Below are 17,109 nucleotides of genomic sequence, written 5' to 3'. Positions count from 1 at the left end.
CATCACCGCAGCTTCAGCGTGGCGAGGCCGATGATCGCGAGGACGATGGCGATGATCCAGAAGCGGATCACGACCTTGCTCTCGCTCCAGCCCAGCTGTTCGAAATGGTGATGGATCGGCGCCATGCGAAACACGCGCTTGCCGGTACGCTTGAACCAGAAGACCTGGATGATGACCGACAGCGCCTCGAACACGAACAGTCCGCCCACGATGGCGAGCACGATTTCGTGGTGGCTGGCAACCGCGATCGCGCCCAGCGCGCCGCCAAGGGCAAGGCTGCCCGTGTCGCCCATGAAGACAGCGGCAGGCGGCGCGTTGAACCACAGGAAAGCAAGGCCTGCACCGATGATCGCGGCGCAGAATATCGCCAGTTCCCCTGCGCCTTCCACATGGGGAATGCCGAGATATTCGGAATAGTCCACGCGGCCTGTCAGGTAGGCGATGATCGCAAACGTCCCGGCGGCGATAATGACCGGCATGATGGCGAGGCCGTCCAGCCCGTCCGTCAGGTTCACGGCATTGCCCGCCCCCACGATCACGAACGCGGCAAACAGGTAATAGCCCCAGCCGAGCGGTATCGCGCGGTCCGATACGAAGGGGACGTAGAGCCAGGTATTGATCTGGCTGACGATGATGTAGCTGGCGATGCCCGCGACGATAAATTCCAGCAGCAGGCGCACCTTGCCCGACACACCCTTGTGGCTGCGCTTCGACACCTTGTCGTAATCGTCCATGAAGCCGATCAGGCCGAAGCCGGCCGTCACGGCGAGACACGCCCAGACGAAGGGGTTGGACAGGTCCATCCAGATGAGCAGGCTGAGCGCCAGCGCAATCAGGATCATCAGTCCGCCCATCGTGGGCGTGCCGACTTTCGCCAGGTGGGTCTGCGGCCCGTCCTCGCGGATCGGTTGCCCCTTCCCCTGTCGCACGCGCAGCACATCGATCAGTCTCGGGCCGATGATCAGACCGATCACCAGCGCGGTCATCAGTGTCGCCCCGGCCCGGAACGTCTGGTAGCGCACGAGGTTGAACAGTCCCTCGAACTCCATCCATTCTGCTAGCAGGTAAAGCATTCTGGCTCATCGGCCTCCATTGCCGGGCTTCGTCAGGATCGGCGGGCGGTCCAGTGGTCGACCAATTTGCCGAGACCGACAGAATTGGACCCCTTGACCAGCATCGCGTCCCCAGCGGCGAGGCCGTATTCTTCCACCGCGGCGATTGCCTCGGCAGGCCCTTCGCAATGCGCGAAGGCGGGGATGTTGCCAAGCGCCTCGCCTGCGGGTTTCCCCATGTCCTGCGACAGCGCCGCCGCACGGGCGCGGGAAAGCGCCTGGCCGAGAGCCTTCATCTCTTCCCCGACAAGGATGGCGTAATCGATTTTCGCATCCACCAGGGGATCGGCGAGTGCTGCGTGCATGGCCGGGCCGAAATCGCCCAGTTCCTTCATGCTGCCCAGCACGGCGATCCGCCGCGTGGCGGGCGTCTGGCCAAGCTGGCGCAGTGTTGCTCGCATGGACGCAGGGTTTGCGTTGTAACTCTCATCGACCAGCAGCGCCTTGCCGCCCGGCACGGTAAGCTGGTGACGCGCCCCGCGTCCCTTCAGGCCGCCGAGTTCGGCGAGAGCGAGACCCGCCGCGCCCAGGTCGCCGCCCGCCGCCTGCACGGCAGCCAGGACGCACAGGGAATTGGCGATCCAGTGTTCGCCGGGCTCGGCCACGGAATAGCACAGGCGCGTGTCGCCGACCTGCGCGGTGATCAGCGAACCGCCATTGGCCGCCGGAATGGCATCGAGGATGCGGACCGTCGCGCCTTCGGATCGTCCGAAGGTCACGACCTTCGCGCCCGCCTTTTCCGCGTGACCGATCAGGCGCGCGGAATATTCGCTGTCGGCGGGGATGACCGCCGTGCCGCCTTCGACGAGGCCGCTGAAAATCTCGCCCTTGGCATCGGCGATCGCTTCCATGCTGCCAAGGTTCTCGATGTGGGCCGGGGCGATGGTCGTCACGACGGCGACATGGGGCCGCGCATTGGCGGTCAGGCCCTGTATCTCGCCCGCATTGTTCATGCCCATCTCGAAAATGCCGAAGCGGCTGCGCGCCGGCATCCGGGCCATGCTGAGCGGGACGCCGACATGGTTGTTGTAGCTGCGGACAGATCGGTGCGCATGGCCCCTGCTCGACCGGTCGAGGGCTGAGAAAATCGCCTCCTTGACGCCGGTCTTGCCGACCGAGCCCGTGACCGCGATGCGCTTCGCCGAGGAACGGTCCCGCGCGTGATGGGCCAGGGCGTGGAGCGCCTCGGTGGTGTCGCCAACCAGTACGTGGGGCCCGTCGACCGGACGATCGACGATGGCAGCGGCTGCACCGGCGGCAAAGGCCTTTTCCACGAATTTGTGGCCGTCCATCGCCTCGCCCTTCAGCGCAATGAACAGGTCGCCTGGGCGCACGTCCCGGCTGTCCATTTCGACGCCTGAGCACTGGAATTCGCCGCTCGCCGTGCCACCGACGGCTTCGGCGATTTCCGCCGCGGACCACAGCGCCAGCGGCAATTGGTCGCGCGTGGTGCGCGGCCACGACCTGATGGCCGGATGCCGGGATGCTGCGCCGTGGTCTTTGCGAAGTGGGCTAGCAGTCATTCAATCACGTCCCGCATTGGATTGGGCGCCGTCTCCGGCATCCGGCGCGCTGCATTCGCGTGCCACCTGTACATCGTCGAACGGCAGGACGCGCACCGCGTCGCCTGCGCCGATAATCTGCCCCGTTTCATGCCCCTTGCCCGCGACGAGGACGATGTCGTCCTTCCCCGCCAGCGCGATGGCTTGTCGGATTGCCGCGCGCCGGTCACCCGTCTCGCTGGCATTATCCCCCGCTCCGCCGAGAACCGCTGCCCGGATCGCGGCCGGATCTTCTCCGCGCGGATTGTCGTCGGTGACGATGACCGTGTCCGACAGGCGCGAGGCGACTTCACCCATCGGCGCGCGTTTCCCGTGGTCGCGGTCGCCGCCGGCGCCGAACACGATGATGAGCCTGCCCGCCACGTGCGGACGCAAGGCCTCGATCGCCGCTTCCAGCGCATCGGGCGTGTGGGCGTAATCGACATAGACCGGCGCCCCGCCCGGGGCGATCACCGCGCGTTCGAGCCGTCCGCGCACCGGCTGGAGCCGCGAAACGCCGTCCCACACACGGCCTACATCGCCGCCGGTTGCCAGCACCAGCGCAGCAGACGTCAGCGCATTGGCCGTCTGGTAGGCTCCGATCAGCGGAAGGCGCAGTTTCCGGACCTCGCCGCCATGCTCGACCTCCAGCTCCTGTCCCAGCTGCGTCGGCGTCCGGGAAAGCAGACGGATGAAATCGCCGCTGTCGCCGACCGTCAGCACTTCCAGCCCGTTGGCTTTCGCCCGCTCGGTCGCCTTTTTCGTCCAATCGTCGCCGGTCCACACGATGGCCTTGCCGCCGCGCATTACGACTTCGTCGAACAGCCGCATCTTGGCCTCGAAATACTCTTCCATCGAGGCGTGGTAATCGAGATGGTCGCGGCTGAAATTGGTGAAGGCACCGGCGGCGACGGGCAGCCCTTCATTCCGGTATTGCGAGAGACCGTGGCTCGATGCCTCGTAAGCCACATGAGTCACGCCTTCCCGCGCGAGGCCGCTCATATTGCCGAGGAAGGTGACGATATCGGGCGTGGTCAGGCCGGTGGATACGCTTTCATCCGGCGTCGTGACGCCCAGCGTTCCGATGCTGGCCGCCCGTTCGCCGGCCATGCGCCAGAGCTGGCGCGTCATTTCCGCGCAGGATGTCTTTCCATTGGTCCCGGTAACCGCAACGATCGTGCCGGGCACAGGGCGGAAGAATTGCGCGGCCAGTGCGGCAAACGCGCGGCGGGGGGCGGGATCCGCGATATGGACCGCGCCGCTTACCTCGGCCTCCGCCCGGGCGACGACCGCGACGGCCCCGGCTTCGATCGCCTGCGGAATGAAATCCTCGCCATTGACGGTGCTGCCCTGGAACGCGCCGAAGACGGTGCCGGGCGCGACCTTGCGATTGTCTATGGCAAAGCCGGTCACGTTCCGGTCGGGCCCTTCCGTGAGGGCGATACCTGCGGCTTCGGCAAGTTTACCCAGCTTCATGTGCGACCTCCCGGAACCAGCGGCCTGAGGTCGGAAATATCGACGTCGCGGGTCGTGTCGGGACGCACGCCCAGCAGCGGGCCGATGCGCGGGACCAGCCGGCCGACCACCGGCGCGGCGTTCCATGCGGCGGTGCGCTGGAACGAACTGGCATGCGTGCCCTTGGGCTCGTCCAGCATGGCGACGATGACATAGCGCGGATTGTCCATCGGAAACGCTGCCGCAAAGGTCGAGACAAGACTCGTCTCGCGGTAGCCCCGGCGGCCCGGCTTTTCCGCCGAGCCCGTCTTGCCGCCCACGCGGTAGCCGACGGCATCCGCGTTCTTGCCCGTGCCGTAGATCGAGATCATGCGCAGCAGCTGGCGCATGCGCGAGCTGGTCGATTCCTTGAAGACGCGGCGACCGCGCGGGGCCTTGCCCGCTTCCAGCTTGTTCAGCGTTGCCGGGCGCCAGATGCCCCCGTTGACCATCGCGGCATAGGCGCTGGCGAGATGCAGCGGCGTGACCGCGACACCATGGCCATAGCTGACCGTCATGTTGCGGATGCGCGGCCAGTTGTCGCCGGGCCAGATCGGATGGCCGCGCGCGGGGAGCTCGATATACGGCCGCTCGTGCATGCCCAGGTCCATCAAGGTCCGGCGCATCTTTTCCGCGCCCAGCGCGTCGGCGATACGCGCCGTCACGGTGTTCGACGAATGGATGAGCGCCTCGGGCACGTTCAGGCTGTCGCCAAGGAAATGGCTGTCCTTCAGCGTCGCGTTGGAAATTTCGACCGGGCGCGCATTCCACCGCTTCGAGAAATCGCGCACGACCCCGGCATCGATGGCGGCCGCCACGCTCAATGGCTTGAACGTCGAACCTAATTCGTAAACCTGGTTGGTCACGCGGTTGAATTCGTAATCCACGACGCGGCGATCCATCTTGTTGGGATCGAATTCCGGCAGCGAGGCCAGAGCCATGACCTCGCCCGTATCGACATCCAGCACGATGCCTGCCGCGCCCATCGCATTGGTCGACAGCATGCCGCGGCGCAATTCGTCTTCCAGAGCGCCCTGCACCCGCATGTCGAGCGACAATTCGACCGCTTCACCCCGGCGGGCGGAATCGGTCAGGCGCTCCTGCAGCACCTGTTCCATGCCAACGCGGCCCTCGCCATCATGCGTCACATAACCCAGCACGTGCGCGCCGAGCGAGCCTTGCGGGTAATGGCGATCCGTCTCCTCCGGCATTTCCAGCGCCAGTTCGCCCAGCGCGTGGAGCCTGTTCGCCTCTTCCGGCAATACGCGGCGGCGGATATAGCCGGCCTTGCCGCTGGTCAGGCGCCGTTCGACGGTCGCCTTGTCAAGGTCGGGGAAAATCGCGGCGATCTCGCTCGCAATGACGCTGGCGGGGCGCACCAGCGGCTCGCCGCCGTCGCCCATCGCATCGGGATTGAACCAGAGCGCGCGGGCGGGGAAGTTGCGGGCCATCGGCATGCCGTTCCGGTCGACGATTTCGCCGCGCTGGGGCAGCAGCGCCTCTTCCAGCGAAGCCGGCCCCGTCATGCTGCCGCCAATGCCGAGCCACACGATCCGCACGAGCGCCGCCAGGGCGACCAGCGCGAACAGGACCGCGACCAGCAACACGCGCATCCGGGCGACCAGCACCGCTTCGTGGCGCTGGGTCACGGGCCGCGCGCGGCCGATGGAGATGGCCGTGTTCATCGGGATCGCAGTCATTCGGACACCTCGGCAACCGAAGCAGAAAAATCGAGCGGCGCGCCAAGGCGGTCGGCCAGCGATCCGGCAGCGCTGTCGGCGCTGCGCGAAGGCGTCTGGCGCGGCGAAGGCCGGGCCGACATCTCTTCGCGCGCGGACGCATTGGCCGGGCGGCCGGTCAGCGGCGAAACCATGGCGATCAGCGAATTGTCGCCAGCCGCATCGGCTTCACCGTCCTGCGGAGCGCGCGCGACCCGGATCGGGGACGGCGCGCCCGGCGCACGGCCCTCGCCCAGTTCGGCGAGCTGGCGTTCGGTGTCGAAATACTGGTCCGCGCGCGGCGCTTCGTAACCGAACTCGACCCGGTTCCATGTCGCCAGCTGCTGCTGGTTGGCGCGGGTCTGGAATTCGGTTTCCAACCTGCGCGTCTCGCGTTCCAGCGCGATGATCGCGCGCTCGGTCCGCACGACTTCGCTCTTCACCGCATTCACGCGGAAAGACAGCGCAACGAACAGCGCGAGACAGATGCTGAGAAGGGCCAGCCAGCCAATCTGGCGCAGGCGGCTTTGACGCACGATCATGCCGCCTCCCTCGCCGGGGTTTCGGTGCGCACGGCATAGCGCAGGACGCTGGAACGCGCGCGGGGATTGCGCTCGACTTCCGCATCGCCGGGCCGGATCGCTTTCGACACCTGAGAGAAAACGGCCGGCGGGGCGTCGAGGTGGGGAAGGTGACGAGAGCCACCGCCGGCCGCTCTGGAAGCGTCCTTGAGGAAACGCTTCACAATCCTGTCTTCGAGCGAATGGAAGCTGACGACGGCCAGCCTGCCTCCGGAGCGGAGCAGGCGCTCCGCTGCGCGCAGGCCTTCTTCCAGTTCGTCCAGTTCGCCGTTCACATGGATGCGGACCGCCTGGAAAGAGCGCGTAGCGGGATCCTTCGGCGCGCCGGGCCGGTGCCCCAGCGCCTTTCGCACCACGCGGGCAAGATCACCTGTGGTGTTGAGCGGCCGCGCGGCAACGATGGCGCGCGCGACGCGGCGCGACTGGCGCTCTTCGCCGTACTGGTAGAGCACGTCGGCAATGGCATCGGCATCGGCGGTGTTCAGGAAATCCGCCGCACTGGGGCCGGACTGGCTCATCCGCATGTCGAGCGGACCGTCGGAGGAAAACGCGAAACCGCGCTCCGCCTGGTCGAGCTGCATGGAGGAAACGCCGATATCCATTGCGATCCCGTCGACGGACGAGATACCGGCATCGGCAAGCGATCCGACCATTTCCGAGAAACAGTGCGGATGCAGCACGAGCCGCGGCGGATCCTGCCGGGCCTCGTCCCATTCGCGCCCCGCCGCGATCGCATCCGGATCGCGGTCGAAGGCATGAACGGTCGCCCCGCGGTCCAGCAGGGCGCGCGTATAACCGCCTGCGCCGAATGTCGCATCGACCAGAACATCGCCCGGCTGGGGGTCCAGCGCGGCCACGACTTCATCGAGCAGGACGGGGACATGGGGCGCGTTCACTTGCCCTTCCCCTTCGCTGCGGCCTGTTCCATCAGGCTGCGGCAGGCGGCCTGCGCAGCCTCCCATTCCGGGCCCATCTTGAACAGTTCCTTCGGGTTCCAGATCGTGAAGGACCGGCCGGCGCCGCGGAAGAACAGGCCGTCCTCTATCTCTGCCAGATCGCTCAGGAAGGCGGGCATCACGAAACGGCCGCTATCGTCGAAGGGCAGCATCTCGAAACCGAACAGCTGCTGGGCGCGCGCATCGTAGTCGAAATCGCGGTCGTGCCGGTCGGCGCGGTCCGCCTCGCGGTCGAGCTGGGCCTGCAATTCGTCGCGCCGCCCGGTGCCGAAGCCCACGAGGCATTTATACTGCGGGTGCTTGTCGAGGCACAGGGTGCGGTTGCCGTCGCTGGCTTCCTTCACCGCCTTGCGGAATGCAGGCGGCAGCGAGAAACGACCCTTATCGCCTGCCGGCGAAAAGGCCTGTCCCGAATAGCCTGGAAAACCGCTTCCCACTCCCCGCTCTTCCTCGAATGAGCGCACCGATCGAATGGACACGGCTTTCCCGCCGCCACCCGCGCGCACGCCCGGGCAGCTCGCCAACCAGATGGTTAAGGCGCAGCGGAATCCTCATGTCCGATGAAATGCAGTCTTACCCCGCGTCATCGCGGGATAAAAGGGGAAAACACGGGTTTTTTTGGGAAAGAGCGATAGTTAACTGATTTTCTTACCAATTTCTTAACGTCGGCTCCGCACATACAGCATTCGGCAGCCACCAAATCCGAGGCTCGCAGAGCTCGGGACCCGTCATTCCCCGGTTTTCCCGGGACGACTCCGGGCTCTTTCCCCGGCAATCCCCAAAAGCTTGCGCAGGGCAGCCCTGGACGGCTCGTCGGCACCCTCCTCGGCCCATGGATGTGCTTCCAGAACGGCTGCATCGGCGAGGACGACCGCCCTCCCGCTTCCGATATCGCATCGCGCAAGTAATCGGCCTACCACATGGGCGCAGCGTGCCTCGGCGCCCCCTGCCGGATCGCGGAACTCGAGGAATCCTTCGGCCCGGAGCGGTATCTGCGCTGCGCCGAGGGGCGCGAACGTCGTCTCCAGCTTCGGAGGCCCCGCATCCAGGGTCATACCCCAGCGTGCCAGTATCGGGTCCAGCAGCGCCACGTCCTGCGGGCGGCGCTTGTCGCCGATCCCGAAATCGGAATGCTCCGTCAGCATGGGATCTGCGAAGACCAGCACATGGCCACCGCCCCGCACCCATTCGTCGAGCGCGACGTTTTCCTCGCCCGACAGCATGCGCGGCTGGGCGAGGACGAGCAGCGATATCTCGTCCAGCGCCGCGGGCGTCAGGACATCCAGCGCCTGGAGATCGTGCTTTTCCGACAGGACGCTTCGCGCCCAGTGCGGCTCTTCTTCACCCGACAGCATTTCGCCAAATTCACCGTGCCCGCTCCACAGGATGGGCAGCGTCGTCATCAGCCCCAGCTTCGGCTTGTCGCCGATGGCCGTTTCCGTGGGCGCATCCGCGGCACCGGGCGTATCCTGCGCGGTGCAGCCCGACATCATCACGAATACGGCAGCGGCAAGGGCAATCGCTTTCATTCCGGGGGTCCTGCGCTCGACAAGGGATTATTCGGCCGGAACTGCCCCTTCGCCCTGCTCCGGCACGACCGGACCTTCCGGCAAGGGGGTCTGGTCGGCTTCCGGCGGGAGGTCGGGCACGATGCCTGCATCGACCAGCGGATCGTTCTGCGTCGGAGTCGGCTGTACCGTCGCGGCGGCCTGCGGCACGGTCGACGCCTCCGTCTCCCGGGCCTGGTCGACTACGATATTGGCGACCCCCACCAGCAGGACCATGGACAGCAGCCCGCCCACGCCGACCTGCAGCCGGTGCATCGCTTCCGAACGGGTACCGCCCAGCGGCGCGGCCGCCACTTGCGCCTCGTCAGCGGGCGCGAAGGCGTTCCTTTCGCCGCGGATCAGCTTGTTGATCGGTACAAGTGCCATTGCAGGCCGGTTTGCCTGCAAGCGGCGAAACCGTCAATGAACGAGCAGGCCTAGCCTTCGAGCCAGTCGAACACCGGCAGGCCTTTTTCACGCAGCCATTCCGCGTTGTAGAGCGTCGAGAGATAGCGGAAGCCCGTATCGCACAGGATGGTTGCGACCTTTACGTCCTTCCGCCCCTCGGCCACCAAGTCGCGGCCCAGTGCGATCGCACCGGCGACGTTGATCCCGCTCGACAGGCCGAGGCACAGACCCTCTTCGCGTAGCAGGCGGCGGACCCATTCCAGCCCTTCCTCGTCCGACACGCGGTACTGCGTATCGATCGGCGCGCCTTCCAGGTTTCCGGTGATACGACCCTGCCCGATCCCCTCCGCGACCGAAGACCCCTCGGCCTTCAATTCGCCGTGGGCGTAGTAATTGTAGAGCGCCGCGCCATGCGGGTCGGTCAGCGCGATGACGCAGTCCGCATTGCGTTCTTTCAGGCCGAGCCCGACCCCGGCAATCGTCCCGCCCGTTCCTGCGGCACAGGTGAAGCCGGTAATGCCTCCGTCCAGCTGTTCCCACAGCTCGGCCGCCGTGCCCTCGATATGGGCCTTGCGGTTGGCGGTGTTGTCGAACTGGCCGGCCCAGATCGCACCGTCCGTTTCTTCCGCCAGACGGCGGGAGACGTGCTGGAAATGATTGGGGTCCGCATATTTGGTCGGGGGAACCGTGACCAGCTCCGCGCCCAGTGCGCGCAGCGTGTCCATCTTCTCCTTCGACTGGTTGTCGGGCATCACGATGATCGTGCGATAGCCCAGCGCATTGGCCACCAGCGCAATGCCGATGCCCGTATTGCCGGCGGTGCCTTCGACGACGCAGCCGCCCGGCTTCAGGTCGCCGCGCGCCTCTGCATCGCGGATGATATAGAGCGCGGCGCGATCCTTCACCGAGGCGCCCGGATTGGCAAATTCGCACTTGCCGTAAATGTCGCAGCCGGCAGCCTCGCTCGGCCCGGCAAGGCGGACCAGCGGCGTGTTGCCGATCAGGTCCAGCGTGTTCTCTTGGGGGGAGGTGATATTCATGGACCGCCAGTTAGGCTGCGGCGCCCCGCCCGCCAAGCAACCTTAATCTTCAGGGGCGATAGTCACCTTCAACCCGTCCAGTTCGCTGGTGAACGGGATCTGGCAGGACAGGCGCGAAATTTCAGCACGGTGATCGGAGGATTCGAGCAGGTCGTCCTCGTCCTCGCTCATTTCGGGCAGCTTGTCGCCGAAAGCCGGGTCGACCATCACGTGGCAGGTCGCGCAGGAACAGCACCCGCCGCACAGCGCCAGCAATTCGTCGAAACCGTTGTCGCGGATTGCCTCCATCACGGTCAGGCCGTCTTCGACCTCCACAGTGGATTCCTGTCCTTCGCGCGTCACGACTACCAGCTTGGGCATGGTCTTGCTTCCTGTTCCTTACAGTTCAAGGCATCCCTCCACGGGATGAAGCGCGGCTGCTAGGACGCCTCGCGATCGAAGGCAAGAGAGGGCTCCGGCCCCGGAAGGATTGACGCATGGGTTTGACGCAGGGGCAGATTACCGCCGCGCTCGACGAAGTGGCGGCCCGCGAACCGAAAATCGCCCGCGCACTGGAAGTGGCCGGCTATCCCGAGCCGCGTATTCGCGAGACCGGCTATCGCACGCTGCTGCGGACCATTGTGGGCCAGCAGGTCAGCGTCGCCGCCGCTGCCAGCGTATGGCGCAAGCTGGAGGCAGAACTGGGCGAGGAAATGGACGCGGGCGACCTGCTGGCACGCGATTTCGACACGCTGCGCGCCTGCGGCCTGTCGCGCCAGAAGCAGGGTTATGCCCGGTCGCTGTGCGAACTGGTGGCGGATGGTTCGCTCGACTTGGGCGCCCTTCCCGCCGACGACGAAGCCGCCATTGCGGAATTGACCCGCATCAAGGGAATCGGGAGGTGGTCGGCGGAGATTTACCTCCTGTTCGCGGAGGGGCGCGGCGATATCTGGCCCGCCGGCGATCTCGCCGTGCAGAAGGCGGTCGGAAAGATCATGCAACTGGACGAAAACCTGCCGCCGGAAAAAACCGTTCGCGCCATTGCAGAAGCGTGGCGTCCGCATCGCGGCGCAATGGCGATCTTTGCATGGCACACATACAACATGGAGGCGATCTGACCGTCAACGGGACGTGCCGCTAACAGGACAGAGAAACCAGAATGACAAGTTCGCTTGACCTTGAGACAAGGCTGCTTGGTAAAGGATCGAGAGAGAAATCAGAGATGGGAGTTGCACTGATGACCGACCGCACCAAATCCCCTGCACGCACGCTTTCCTTCATGGCAGCGGCATCCGCGCTGGCGTTCGCCACGCCGCACCATGCCCTTGCCGACCATCACGGCGGATCACACGCCAGTTCCGGAGCACAGATGACCAAGACCAGCGAAGCCACCCCCCTGATTCCCCGCGATGTCCTGTTCGGCAATCCGACGCGGGCGGGTGGCCAGATCAGCCCCGATGGCCAGTGGCTCGGCTGGCTGGCGCCGCAGGACGGTGTGCTCAATGTCTGGATCGCCCCGGCAGACAATCCGGACGAAGCGCGAGTCCTGACGAAAGCGACCGACCGCCCGATCCGCCAGTATTTCTTCGCGCCCGACAGCCGGTCGATCCTGTATATCCAGGACAAGGGCGGCGACGAGAACTTCCTGATGTACGGCGTGAATATCGAAACCGGGGCGGAAACCACGCTGACCGATTTCGAGAACACGCGCGTCCAGATCGTTGGCGCGTCGGACCGGTACAAGGACAAGGTGCTGGTCGGGCTGAACAACCGCGATCCGCGCTTCCACGATGTCCACCTGCTCGATCTCAACACCGGCGCGCTGGAATTGGTGATCCAGAACGATGCCTATGCCGGTTTCGTCGCGGACGACAATCTGGACCTGCGCCTGGCGCTGAGGCCGAATGCGGCAGGCGGGATGGACTTCTTCCGGGTCGAGAATGGCAAAGTCGAGGAAGTGCCCTTCAGCAGCACCGACCTGGCCGACTCGCTGACGACCAGCCCCGCCGGTTTCACCCGTGACGGGCAGACGCTCTACTGGACCGACAGCCGCGGGCGCGACACCGCTGCGCTGATCGCAATGGATGTGGAAAGCGGCGAGACCCGCGTCATCGCAGAGGATGGACGCGCGGATATCGGCGGAACGCTGCGCGACCAGGATACGGGCGAGGTGCAGGCTTATTCCGTCAATTACCTGAAGACCGAATGGACGGCCCTCGACAGCGATATCGGCGCTGCGCTGGACTGGCTGGACGAACGACTGGACGGCGCCTTCGGCATCAATTCGCGGACCGACGACGATCGCAAATGGCTGGTATGGAACGACCCGCTGACCGCGCCGACGAAAGTGTACCTGTTCGACCGCGATGCGGAAACGCTGACCGAATTCTATACCGGACGCCCCGATCTCGAAGGGGCTCCGCTCCAGCCGATGCAGGCGCTGGAGATCGAGAGCCGCGATGGGCTGACCCTGACCAGCTACCTGACGCTGCCGCCCGGTACCGACACCGATGCGGACGGCGTACCCGAACAGCCGGTCCCGATGGTGCTGCTGGTGCATGGCGGCCCTTGGGCGCGCGACGGTTACGGATACAACAGCACGCACCAATGGCTGGCGAATCGCGGCTATGCCGTGCTCAGCACCAATTTCCGCGGGTCCACCGGCTTCGGCAAGGAGTTCATTTCGTCCGGCGACCTGGAATGGGGCCGCAAGATGCATGACGACCTGCTGGACGCGGTCCAGTGGGCGGTCGATCGCGGCGTCACCAGCCGGGACAAAGTCGCGATCATGGGCGGCTCTTATGGCGGTTATGCCACCCTGGCCGGCCTGACCTTCACGCCCGACGAATTTGCCTGCGGGGTCGACATCGTCGGCCCGTCCAACCTCGAGACGCTGCTTTCGACCATTCCCCCCTATTGGGAACCGCTGATCGCCCAGTTCCACGAACGGATGGGCAATCCCAATACGCCGGAGGGTCTCGCCATGCTGAAAGAGCGCAGCCCGCTCTATTCGGCGCAGAACATCACCAAGCCGCTTCTGATCGGACAGGGGGCGAACGATCCGCGCGTCAACCAGGCGGAAAGCGACCAGATCGTCGAGGCGATGAAGTCCAACGACATCCCCGTGACCTATGTGCTCTACCCTGATGAAGGCCACGGCTTCGCCAAGCCGGAGAACAACATCGCCTTCAACGCGATTGCCGAGAATTTCCTCGCCACCTGCCTCGGCGGACGGGCGGAACCGATCGGCGACACGGTGGGCGCATCGACGGCCCAAATCGTCGAGGGTGCGGATTTCGTGCAAGGACTGTCGGACGCCGTGAAATAGCGACCTGCACCCGATCAAACGGGCTGACATCGGGGGCCGCATCGTCTTATGGCGGTGCGGCCCGGTTTCACAAGTGGGCACTGGGAGAGGGTTTCGGGCATGGCAGAGCGCAAGGCAATTTTCATCACCGGCGGCGCGTCGGGCATCGGACGCGCGATCGCGCTGCGTTTCGCGAAGGAAGGCTGGTTCATCGGCCTTGGCGACGTGAACGATGGCGGGATGATGGAAACAGAGGCGCTGACCGGCAACGGGTTCACCTATCGCCACGTATTCGACGTGCGCGACCGGGACGCATGGGATGTGGCGCTGGAAGCGTTCAGCCTGGCCGCGGGTGGCCGGATCGACGTGCTGGCGAACAATGCCGGCATTCCGCTGGGCGGATCGCTGGCCGACAACAGCACGCAGGAAATCGAGCGTTGCCTCGACATCAACCTGAAAGGCGCTTTCTTCGGCGCGCAGGCGGCCCTGCCCTACCTGCAGAAAACCGCGCCGGGATCGTGCCTGCTCAACACGGCGAGCGCGGCGGGCCTTTATGGGACCGGCGGCGCCAGCGTCTATTCCGCGACCAAGTTCGGCGTGCGCGCACTGACCGAAAGCCTGGATGCCGAATGGGCGGAACACGGGATCGAGGTGCGATCCCTGATGCCCAGCTTCATCGACACTCCCCTGCTCGACATCGCGCCCAATGCGAAATCGAACGAGCGCATTCGCCAGCGGGTGAAGGACGGGGGGCTGGAAATCACGCCTGTCGAGGAAGTGGGCGAGGCCGCGTGGCGGGCCGTCCATGGCAGCAAATTGCACGTGAAGGTCGGCAAGACCGCACGCAGGATGGCCTTCGCCTCGCGCTGGATGCCCGGCCGCGTTCGCAAGATGTCGCGCAGCAATAGCCGCCCACTTGGCCGCTGAGAGCCAGCCTAGAGCAGGGCGTCGATTGCCTTCGCCATCTTGACGTCGCGCTGTGACAGTCCGTCCGCGTCATGCGTTGTCAGCGTGATTTCGACCTTGTTGTAGACATTGAACCACTCGGGGTGGTGATCCTGGCTGTCGGCAAGCAGGGCGACGCGGCTCATGAAGCCCCACGCTTCGCTGAAATCGGCGAATTCGATGGTGCGCTGGATGGCATCGCGGTCATCGGCCAAGGTCCAGTCCTCCAGCGCGGAGAGCCACGTTTCGCGTTCCTTCGCCGTCAGTTTGCTCACGCTCATCGATAATCTCCAGCCAATCGCAATCGTTGTGACGTGTGCGGCTTTCGCTTATCGCGCCTGTCCATGCAAGCGCGTCTCGCCGCCACCGACCTAGCCTGCCGACGGGGCGAGCGCCTGCTTTTCCGCGGGCTTTCGCTTTCGCTGGGTGCTGGCGACGCGCTGCATGTGACCGGCCCCAACGGCGTCGGCAAGACCAGCCTGATGCGCCTGCTCGCCGGGCTGTCGCGTCCGTTTGCCGGCCGCGTCGAACGGACGGGCCCGGTCGCCATGCTGGACGAGCGGCTGGCGCTCGACGGCGAGGCGACGCTGGAGAAGGCGCTGGCTTTCTGGGGCCGGCTCGACAGGCCCGCCGATCCGTCTTCCGTTTACGAGCGGCTGGGCCTGACCCCGCTGCTGGGCATCCCGGTACGCTATCTGTCCACCGGCCAGCGGAAGCGGGCGGCGCTGGCGCGGCTCGCGGGACAGGGCGCCAAGATCTGGCTGCTGGACGAACCGCTGAACGGCCTCGACCGGCAGGCGCAGGAAACGGTAGCCGCGATGGTCGGTGCCCACCGGGAAGGCGGCGGCCTGTGCATCATCGCCTCGCACCAGCCGACCGGCCTCGACATTCCCGCACTGGCGCTGGAGCCTGCCGCGTGAGAGCCTTCGCCGCATTGCTCGCGCGCGATCTGTCGCTGCTGCTGCCCATCGGCACGGGCGGCGGATCGCGCGGCGGGGCAATCCTGCCGCTCGTCTTCTTCCTCGCGGTCGCAATGCTTTTCCCGTTCGCTGTCGGGCCCGACCCCGCCGTGCTCGCAAGGACCGGTGGCGGCGTCCTGTGGATCGCGGCCCTGCTGGCAGCCATCCTCCCCCTCGACCGCCTGGTCAGCACCGATCTGGACGAAGGCGTGTTCGACCAGCTGGCTTTACGCGGAATAGCTGAAGAGTCGGCGATGGCCGCACGGCTGGCCGCTCACTGGCTGGCTTTCGCTCCGTTCCTGATCCTTGCGTGCCTGCCAGCTGCTGCCCTCTTGGGGCTGGATGGCGAGGCGACCGGATTGGTGATGCTGGGCCTGCTGGCAGGCACGCCCGGGCTGGCGGCCATCGGGCTTATCGTATCGGCCGTCATGGCGGGTCTCAGGGCAGGCACGGCGCTTGCCGGGCTGCTGTTCCTGCCGCTTGCCGCGCCAATCCTGATTTTCGGCGCAGGCGCGCTGTCCCGGCCCGACAGCGCCGGACTGGCGCTTGCCGGAGCGATCAGCCTCGCACTCGCCGCGCTGGCCCCGTTCGCCGCCGGGGCAGCAATCAGGGCCGCGCGCGGCTCGTAGTCAGGGGCGCGTAATCAGTAAGGCGGCTTATCCAGCCCCTTAGGGCTCTTGGTGAAGATTTCGGCGCCGTTCTCGGTCAGGCCGATCGAGTGTTCGAACTGGGCCGACAGCGACTTGTCCCGCGTCACGGCGGTCCAGCCATCCTTCAGGATCTTGGCCCAGGGCCGGCCGAGATTGATCATCGGTTCGATGGTGAAGAACATGCCGGGTTTCAGTTCCGGCCCCGTCCCGGCCTCTGCCTGGTGGACGACTTCGGGTTCGTCGTGGAACATCCGGCCAAGCCCATGTCCGCAGAACTCGCGCACCACGCCATAGCGATACTGCTTCGCATGGTCCGCAATGACCGCGCCGATATCGCCCAGCCGCGCGCCGGGACGGGACGCGGCCTCGATCCCCAGCATCAGGCATTCATGCGTCACGTCGACCAGCCGCTTGGCTTTCAGCGACGGCTCGCCGGCGAAGAACATGCGGCTGGTGTCGCCATGCCAGCCGTCCAGCAGCGGCGTGATATCGATGTTCAGGATATCGCCGTCCTTCAGCACCTTGTCCGACGGGATGCCGTGGCAAATGACATGGTTCAGCGAAATGCAGCTGCTGTGCGTGTAACCGCGATAGCCCAGCGTGGCGGGCACTGCGCCCGCGTCCAGCATCATGCCGCGAATGGCCGTATCGAGCGCTTCGGTCGTGACGCCGGGTTCGACCATTGTGGTCACTTCGTCGAGGATTTCGGCAGCCAGGCGCCCGGCCCTGCGCATCCCTTCAAAGCCGCTCTCGTCATGCAGCTTGATCGTGCCGTCGCGCTGGACTTCGTCGGCGGCGGTAATGGTCTGATATTCGGTCATGGGAGGCCATGTAGCGTGTGCGCGGGCAAATTGCGAGATGGCGCAGGCGGC

Annotated in this window: 18 protein-coding genes; 5 read left to right on the top strand and 13 right to left on the bottom strand. The window is 65.8% G+C overall.

The window, feature by feature from the left end; genetic code table 11:
- Nucleotides 1–2: 2 nt before the first annotated feature.
- The 11 genes from mraY to ACGHJ7_RS04835 form a co-directional block, all read right to left on the bottom strand.
- Complete coding sequence (gene mraY, locus ACGHJ7_RS04885) at nt 3–1,073, bottom strand: phospho-N-acetylmuramoyl-pentapeptide-transferase (RefSeq protein WP_390474974.1); 1,071 nt, start codon at nt 1,071–1,073, stop codon at nt 3–5.
- Between the two features lie 32 nt (nt 1,074–1,105).
- Nucleotides 1,106–2,635, bottom strand: a complete 1,530-nt coding sequence (murF, locus tag ACGHJ7_RS04880; RefSeq protein ID WP_390474973.1) for a UDP-N-acetylmuramoyl-tripeptide--D-alanyl-D-alanine ligase — start codon at nt 2,633–2,635, stop codon at nt 1,106–1,108.
- Nucleotides 2,636–4,129 (bottom strand): UDP-N-acetylmuramoyl-L-alanyl-D-glutamate--2,6-diaminopimelate ligase, encoded by a 1,494-nt coding sequence (locus tag ACGHJ7_RS04875; RefSeq protein WP_390474971.1) that lies wholly within the window; start codon nt 4,127–4,129, stop codon nt 2,636–2,638.
- Complete coding sequence (locus tag ACGHJ7_RS04870) at nt 4,126–5,847, bottom strand: peptidoglycan D,D-transpeptidase FtsI family protein (protein ID WP_390474969.1); 1,722 nt, start codon at nt 5,845–5,847, stop codon at nt 4,126–4,128. The genes ACGHJ7_RS04875 and ACGHJ7_RS04870 overlap by 4 nt, the downstream gene beginning before the upstream one ends.
- Nucleotides 5,844–6,407 (bottom strand): hypothetical protein, encoded by a 564-nt coding sequence (locus tag ACGHJ7_RS04865; RefSeq protein WP_390474967.1) that lies wholly within the window; start codon nt 6,405–6,407, stop codon nt 5,844–5,846. The genes ACGHJ7_RS04870 and ACGHJ7_RS04865 overlap by 4 nt, the downstream gene beginning before the upstream one ends.
- Nucleotides 6,404–7,342 carry a 16S rRNA (cytosine(1402)-N(4))-methyltransferase RsmH gene (rsmH, locus tag ACGHJ7_RS04860; protein ID WP_390474965.1) on the bottom strand — a complete coding sequence of 313 codons (939 nt, stop codon included), beginning with the start codon at nt 7,340–7,342 and terminating at the stop codon, nt 6,404–6,406. Before rsmH ends, ACGHJ7_RS04865 begins: the two co-directional genes overlap by 4 nt.
- Nucleotides 7,339–7,881: a division/cell wall cluster transcriptional repressor MraZ gene (locus tag ACGHJ7_RS04855; protein ID WP_390474962.1), complete on the bottom strand. Its 543-nt coding sequence runs from the start codon at nt 7,879–7,881 to the stop codon at nt 7,339–7,341. The genes rsmH and ACGHJ7_RS04855 overlap by 4 nt, the downstream gene beginning before the upstream one ends.
- 249 nt (nt 7,882–8,130) lie before the next feature.
- Nucleotides 8,131–8,931 (bottom strand): Gldg family protein, encoded by an 801-nt coding sequence (locus tag ACGHJ7_RS04850; protein ID WP_390474960.1) that lies wholly within the window; start codon nt 8,929–8,931, stop codon nt 8,131–8,133.
- A 27-nt stretch (nt 8,932–8,958) separates the two neighbouring features.
- The gene (locus ACGHJ7_RS04845) at nt 8,959–9,336 is read right to left on the bottom strand and encodes a hypothetical protein (RefSeq protein WP_390474958.1); all 378 of its coding nucleotides are present in this window, start codon (nt 9,334–9,336) and stop codon (nt 8,959–8,961) included.
- A gap of 50 nt (nt 9,337–9,386) precedes the next feature.
- A complete protein-coding gene (locus tag ACGHJ7_RS04840) occupies nt 9,387–10,397 on the bottom strand; it encodes a cysteine synthase A (protein WP_390474957.1) in 1,011 nt (336 codons plus the stop codon).
- Between the two features lie 42 nt (nt 10,398–10,439).
- A complete protein-coding gene (locus ACGHJ7_RS04835; protein WP_390474955.1) occupies nt 10,440–10,757 on the bottom strand; it encodes a 2Fe-2S iron-sulfur cluster-binding protein in 318 nt (105 codons plus the stop codon).
- A 116-nt stretch (nt 10,758–10,873) separates the two neighbouring features.
- On the opposite strand from ACGHJ7_RS04835, the gene ACGHJ7_RS04830 reads away from it, so the two are divergent.
- The 3 genes from ACGHJ7_RS04830 to ACGHJ7_RS04820 all read left to right on the top strand — a co-directional run bounded on the left by ACGHJ7_RS04830 (nt 10,874) and on the right by ACGHJ7_RS04820 (nt 14,610).
- Complete coding sequence (locus tag ACGHJ7_RS04830) at nt 10,874–11,494, top strand: DNA-3-methyladenine glycosylase family protein (protein WP_390474953.1); 621 nt, start codon at nt 10,874–10,876, stop codon at nt 11,492–11,494.
- Nucleotides 11,495–11,613: 119 nt separating this feature from the next.
- A complete protein-coding gene (locus tag ACGHJ7_RS04825) occupies nt 11,614–13,704 on the top strand; it encodes a S9 family peptidase (RefSeq protein WP_390474951.1) in 2,091 nt (696 codons plus the stop codon).
- A gap of 99 nt (nt 13,705–13,803) precedes the next feature.
- Entirely contained in the window at nt 13,804–14,610 is an 807-nt protein-coding gene (locus ACGHJ7_RS04820) for an SDR family oxidoreductase (RefSeq protein ID WP_390474949.1), read from the top strand.
- Nucleotides 14,611–14,618: 8 nt separating this feature from the next.
- Here the strand turns inward: ACGHJ7_RS04820 and ACGHJ7_RS04815 are convergent, their stop codons facing one another.
- Nucleotides 14,619–14,909 carry a 4a-hydroxytetrahydrobiopterin dehydratase gene (locus tag ACGHJ7_RS04815; protein WP_390474947.1) on the bottom strand — a complete coding sequence of 97 codons (291 nt, stop codon included), beginning with the start codon at nt 14,907–14,909 and terminating at the stop codon, nt 14,619–14,621.
- 63 nt (nt 14,910–14,972) lie between these two features.
- Here ACGHJ7_RS04815 and ccmA point away from each other — a divergent pair, with 63 nt between their 5' ends.
- The gene (ccmA, locus tag ACGHJ7_RS04810; protein ID WP_390474945.1) at nt 14,973–15,548 is read left to right on the top strand and encodes a heme ABC exporter ATP-binding protein CcmA; all 576 of its coding nucleotides are present in this window, start codon (nt 14,973–14,975) and stop codon (nt 15,546–15,548) included.
- Entirely contained in the window at nt 15,545–16,216 is a 672-nt protein-coding gene (locus tag ACGHJ7_RS04805; protein WP_390474943.1) for a heme exporter protein CcmB, read from the top strand. The genes ccmA and ACGHJ7_RS04805 overlap by 4 nt, the downstream gene beginning before the upstream one ends.
- A 14-nt stretch (nt 16,217–16,230) precedes the next feature.
- Here ACGHJ7_RS04805 and map read toward each other — a convergent pair whose 3' ends face one another.
- Nucleotides 16,231–17,058 (bottom strand): type I methionyl aminopeptidase, encoded by an 828-nt coding sequence (gene map / locus ACGHJ7_RS04800; protein ID WP_390474942.1) that lies wholly within the window; start codon nt 17,056–17,058, stop codon nt 16,231–16,233.
- Nucleotides 17,059–17,109: the final 51 nt, after the last annotated feature.

Source organism: Altererythrobacter sp. MTPC7 (genome assembly GCF_042851395.1).
Lineage (GTDB): Bacteria > Pseudomonadota > Alphaproteobacteria > Sphingomonadales > Sphingomonadaceae > CAJXSN01.
This window is presented reverse-complemented; position numbering and strand designations above follow the sequence as displayed.

Coding starts and splice junctions, on each gene's coding strand:
- mraY (WP_390474974.1), bottom strand. CDS start 1,073: ATGCTTTACCTGCTAGCAGAATGGATGGAGTTCGAGGGACTGTTCAAC.
- murF (WP_390474973.1), bottom strand. CDS start 2,635: ATGACTGCTAGCCCACTTCGCAAAGACCACGGCGCAGCATCCCGGCAT.
- ACGHJ7_RS04875 (WP_390474971.1), bottom strand. CDS start 4,129: ATGAAGCTGGGTAAACTTGCCGAAGCCGCAGGTATCGCCCTCACGGAA.
- ACGHJ7_RS04870 (WP_390474969.1), bottom strand. CDS start 5,847: ATGACTGCGATCCCGATGAACACGGCCATCTCCATCGGCCGCGCGCGG.
- ACGHJ7_RS04865 (WP_390474967.1), bottom strand. CDS start 6,407: ATGATCGTGCGTCAAAGCCGCCTGCGCCAGATTGGCTGGCTGGCCCTT.
- ACGHJ7_RS04850 (WP_390474960.1), bottom strand. CDS start 8,931: ATGAAAGCGATTGCCCTTGCCGCTGCCGTATTCGTGATGATGTCGGGC.
- ACGHJ7_RS04845 (WP_390474958.1), bottom strand. CDS start 9,336: ATGGCACTTGTACCGATCAACAAGCTGATCCGCGGCGAAAGGAACGCC.
- ACGHJ7_RS04840 (WP_390474957.1), bottom strand. CDS start 10,397: ATGAATATCACCTCCCCCCAAGAGAACACGCTGGACCTGATCGGCAAC.
- ACGHJ7_RS04835 (WP_390474955.1), bottom strand. CDS start 10,757: ATGCCCAAGCTGGTAGTCGTGACGCGCGAAGGACAGGAATCCACTGTG.
- ACGHJ7_RS04830 (WP_390474953.1), top strand. CDS start 10,874: ATGGGTTTGACGCAGGGGCAGATTACCGCCGCGCTCGACGAAGTGGCG.
- ACGHJ7_RS04825 (WP_390474951.1), top strand. CDS start 11,614: ATGACCGACCGCACCAAATCCCCTGCACGCACGCTTTCCTTCATGGCA.
- ACGHJ7_RS04820 (WP_390474949.1), top strand. CDS start 13,804: ATGGCAGAGCGCAAGGCAATTTTCATCACCGGCGGCGCGTCGGGCATC.
- ACGHJ7_RS04815 (WP_390474947.1), bottom strand. CDS start 14,909: ATGAGCGTGAGCAAACTGACGGCGAAGGAACGCGAAACGTGGCTCTCC.
- ccmA (WP_390474945.1), top strand. CDS start 14,973: ATGCAAGCGCGTCTCGCCGCCACCGACCTAGCCTGCCGACGGGGCGAG.
- map (WP_390474942.1), bottom strand. CDS start 17,058: ATGACCGAATATCAGACCATTACCGCCGCCGACGAAGTCCAGCGCGAC.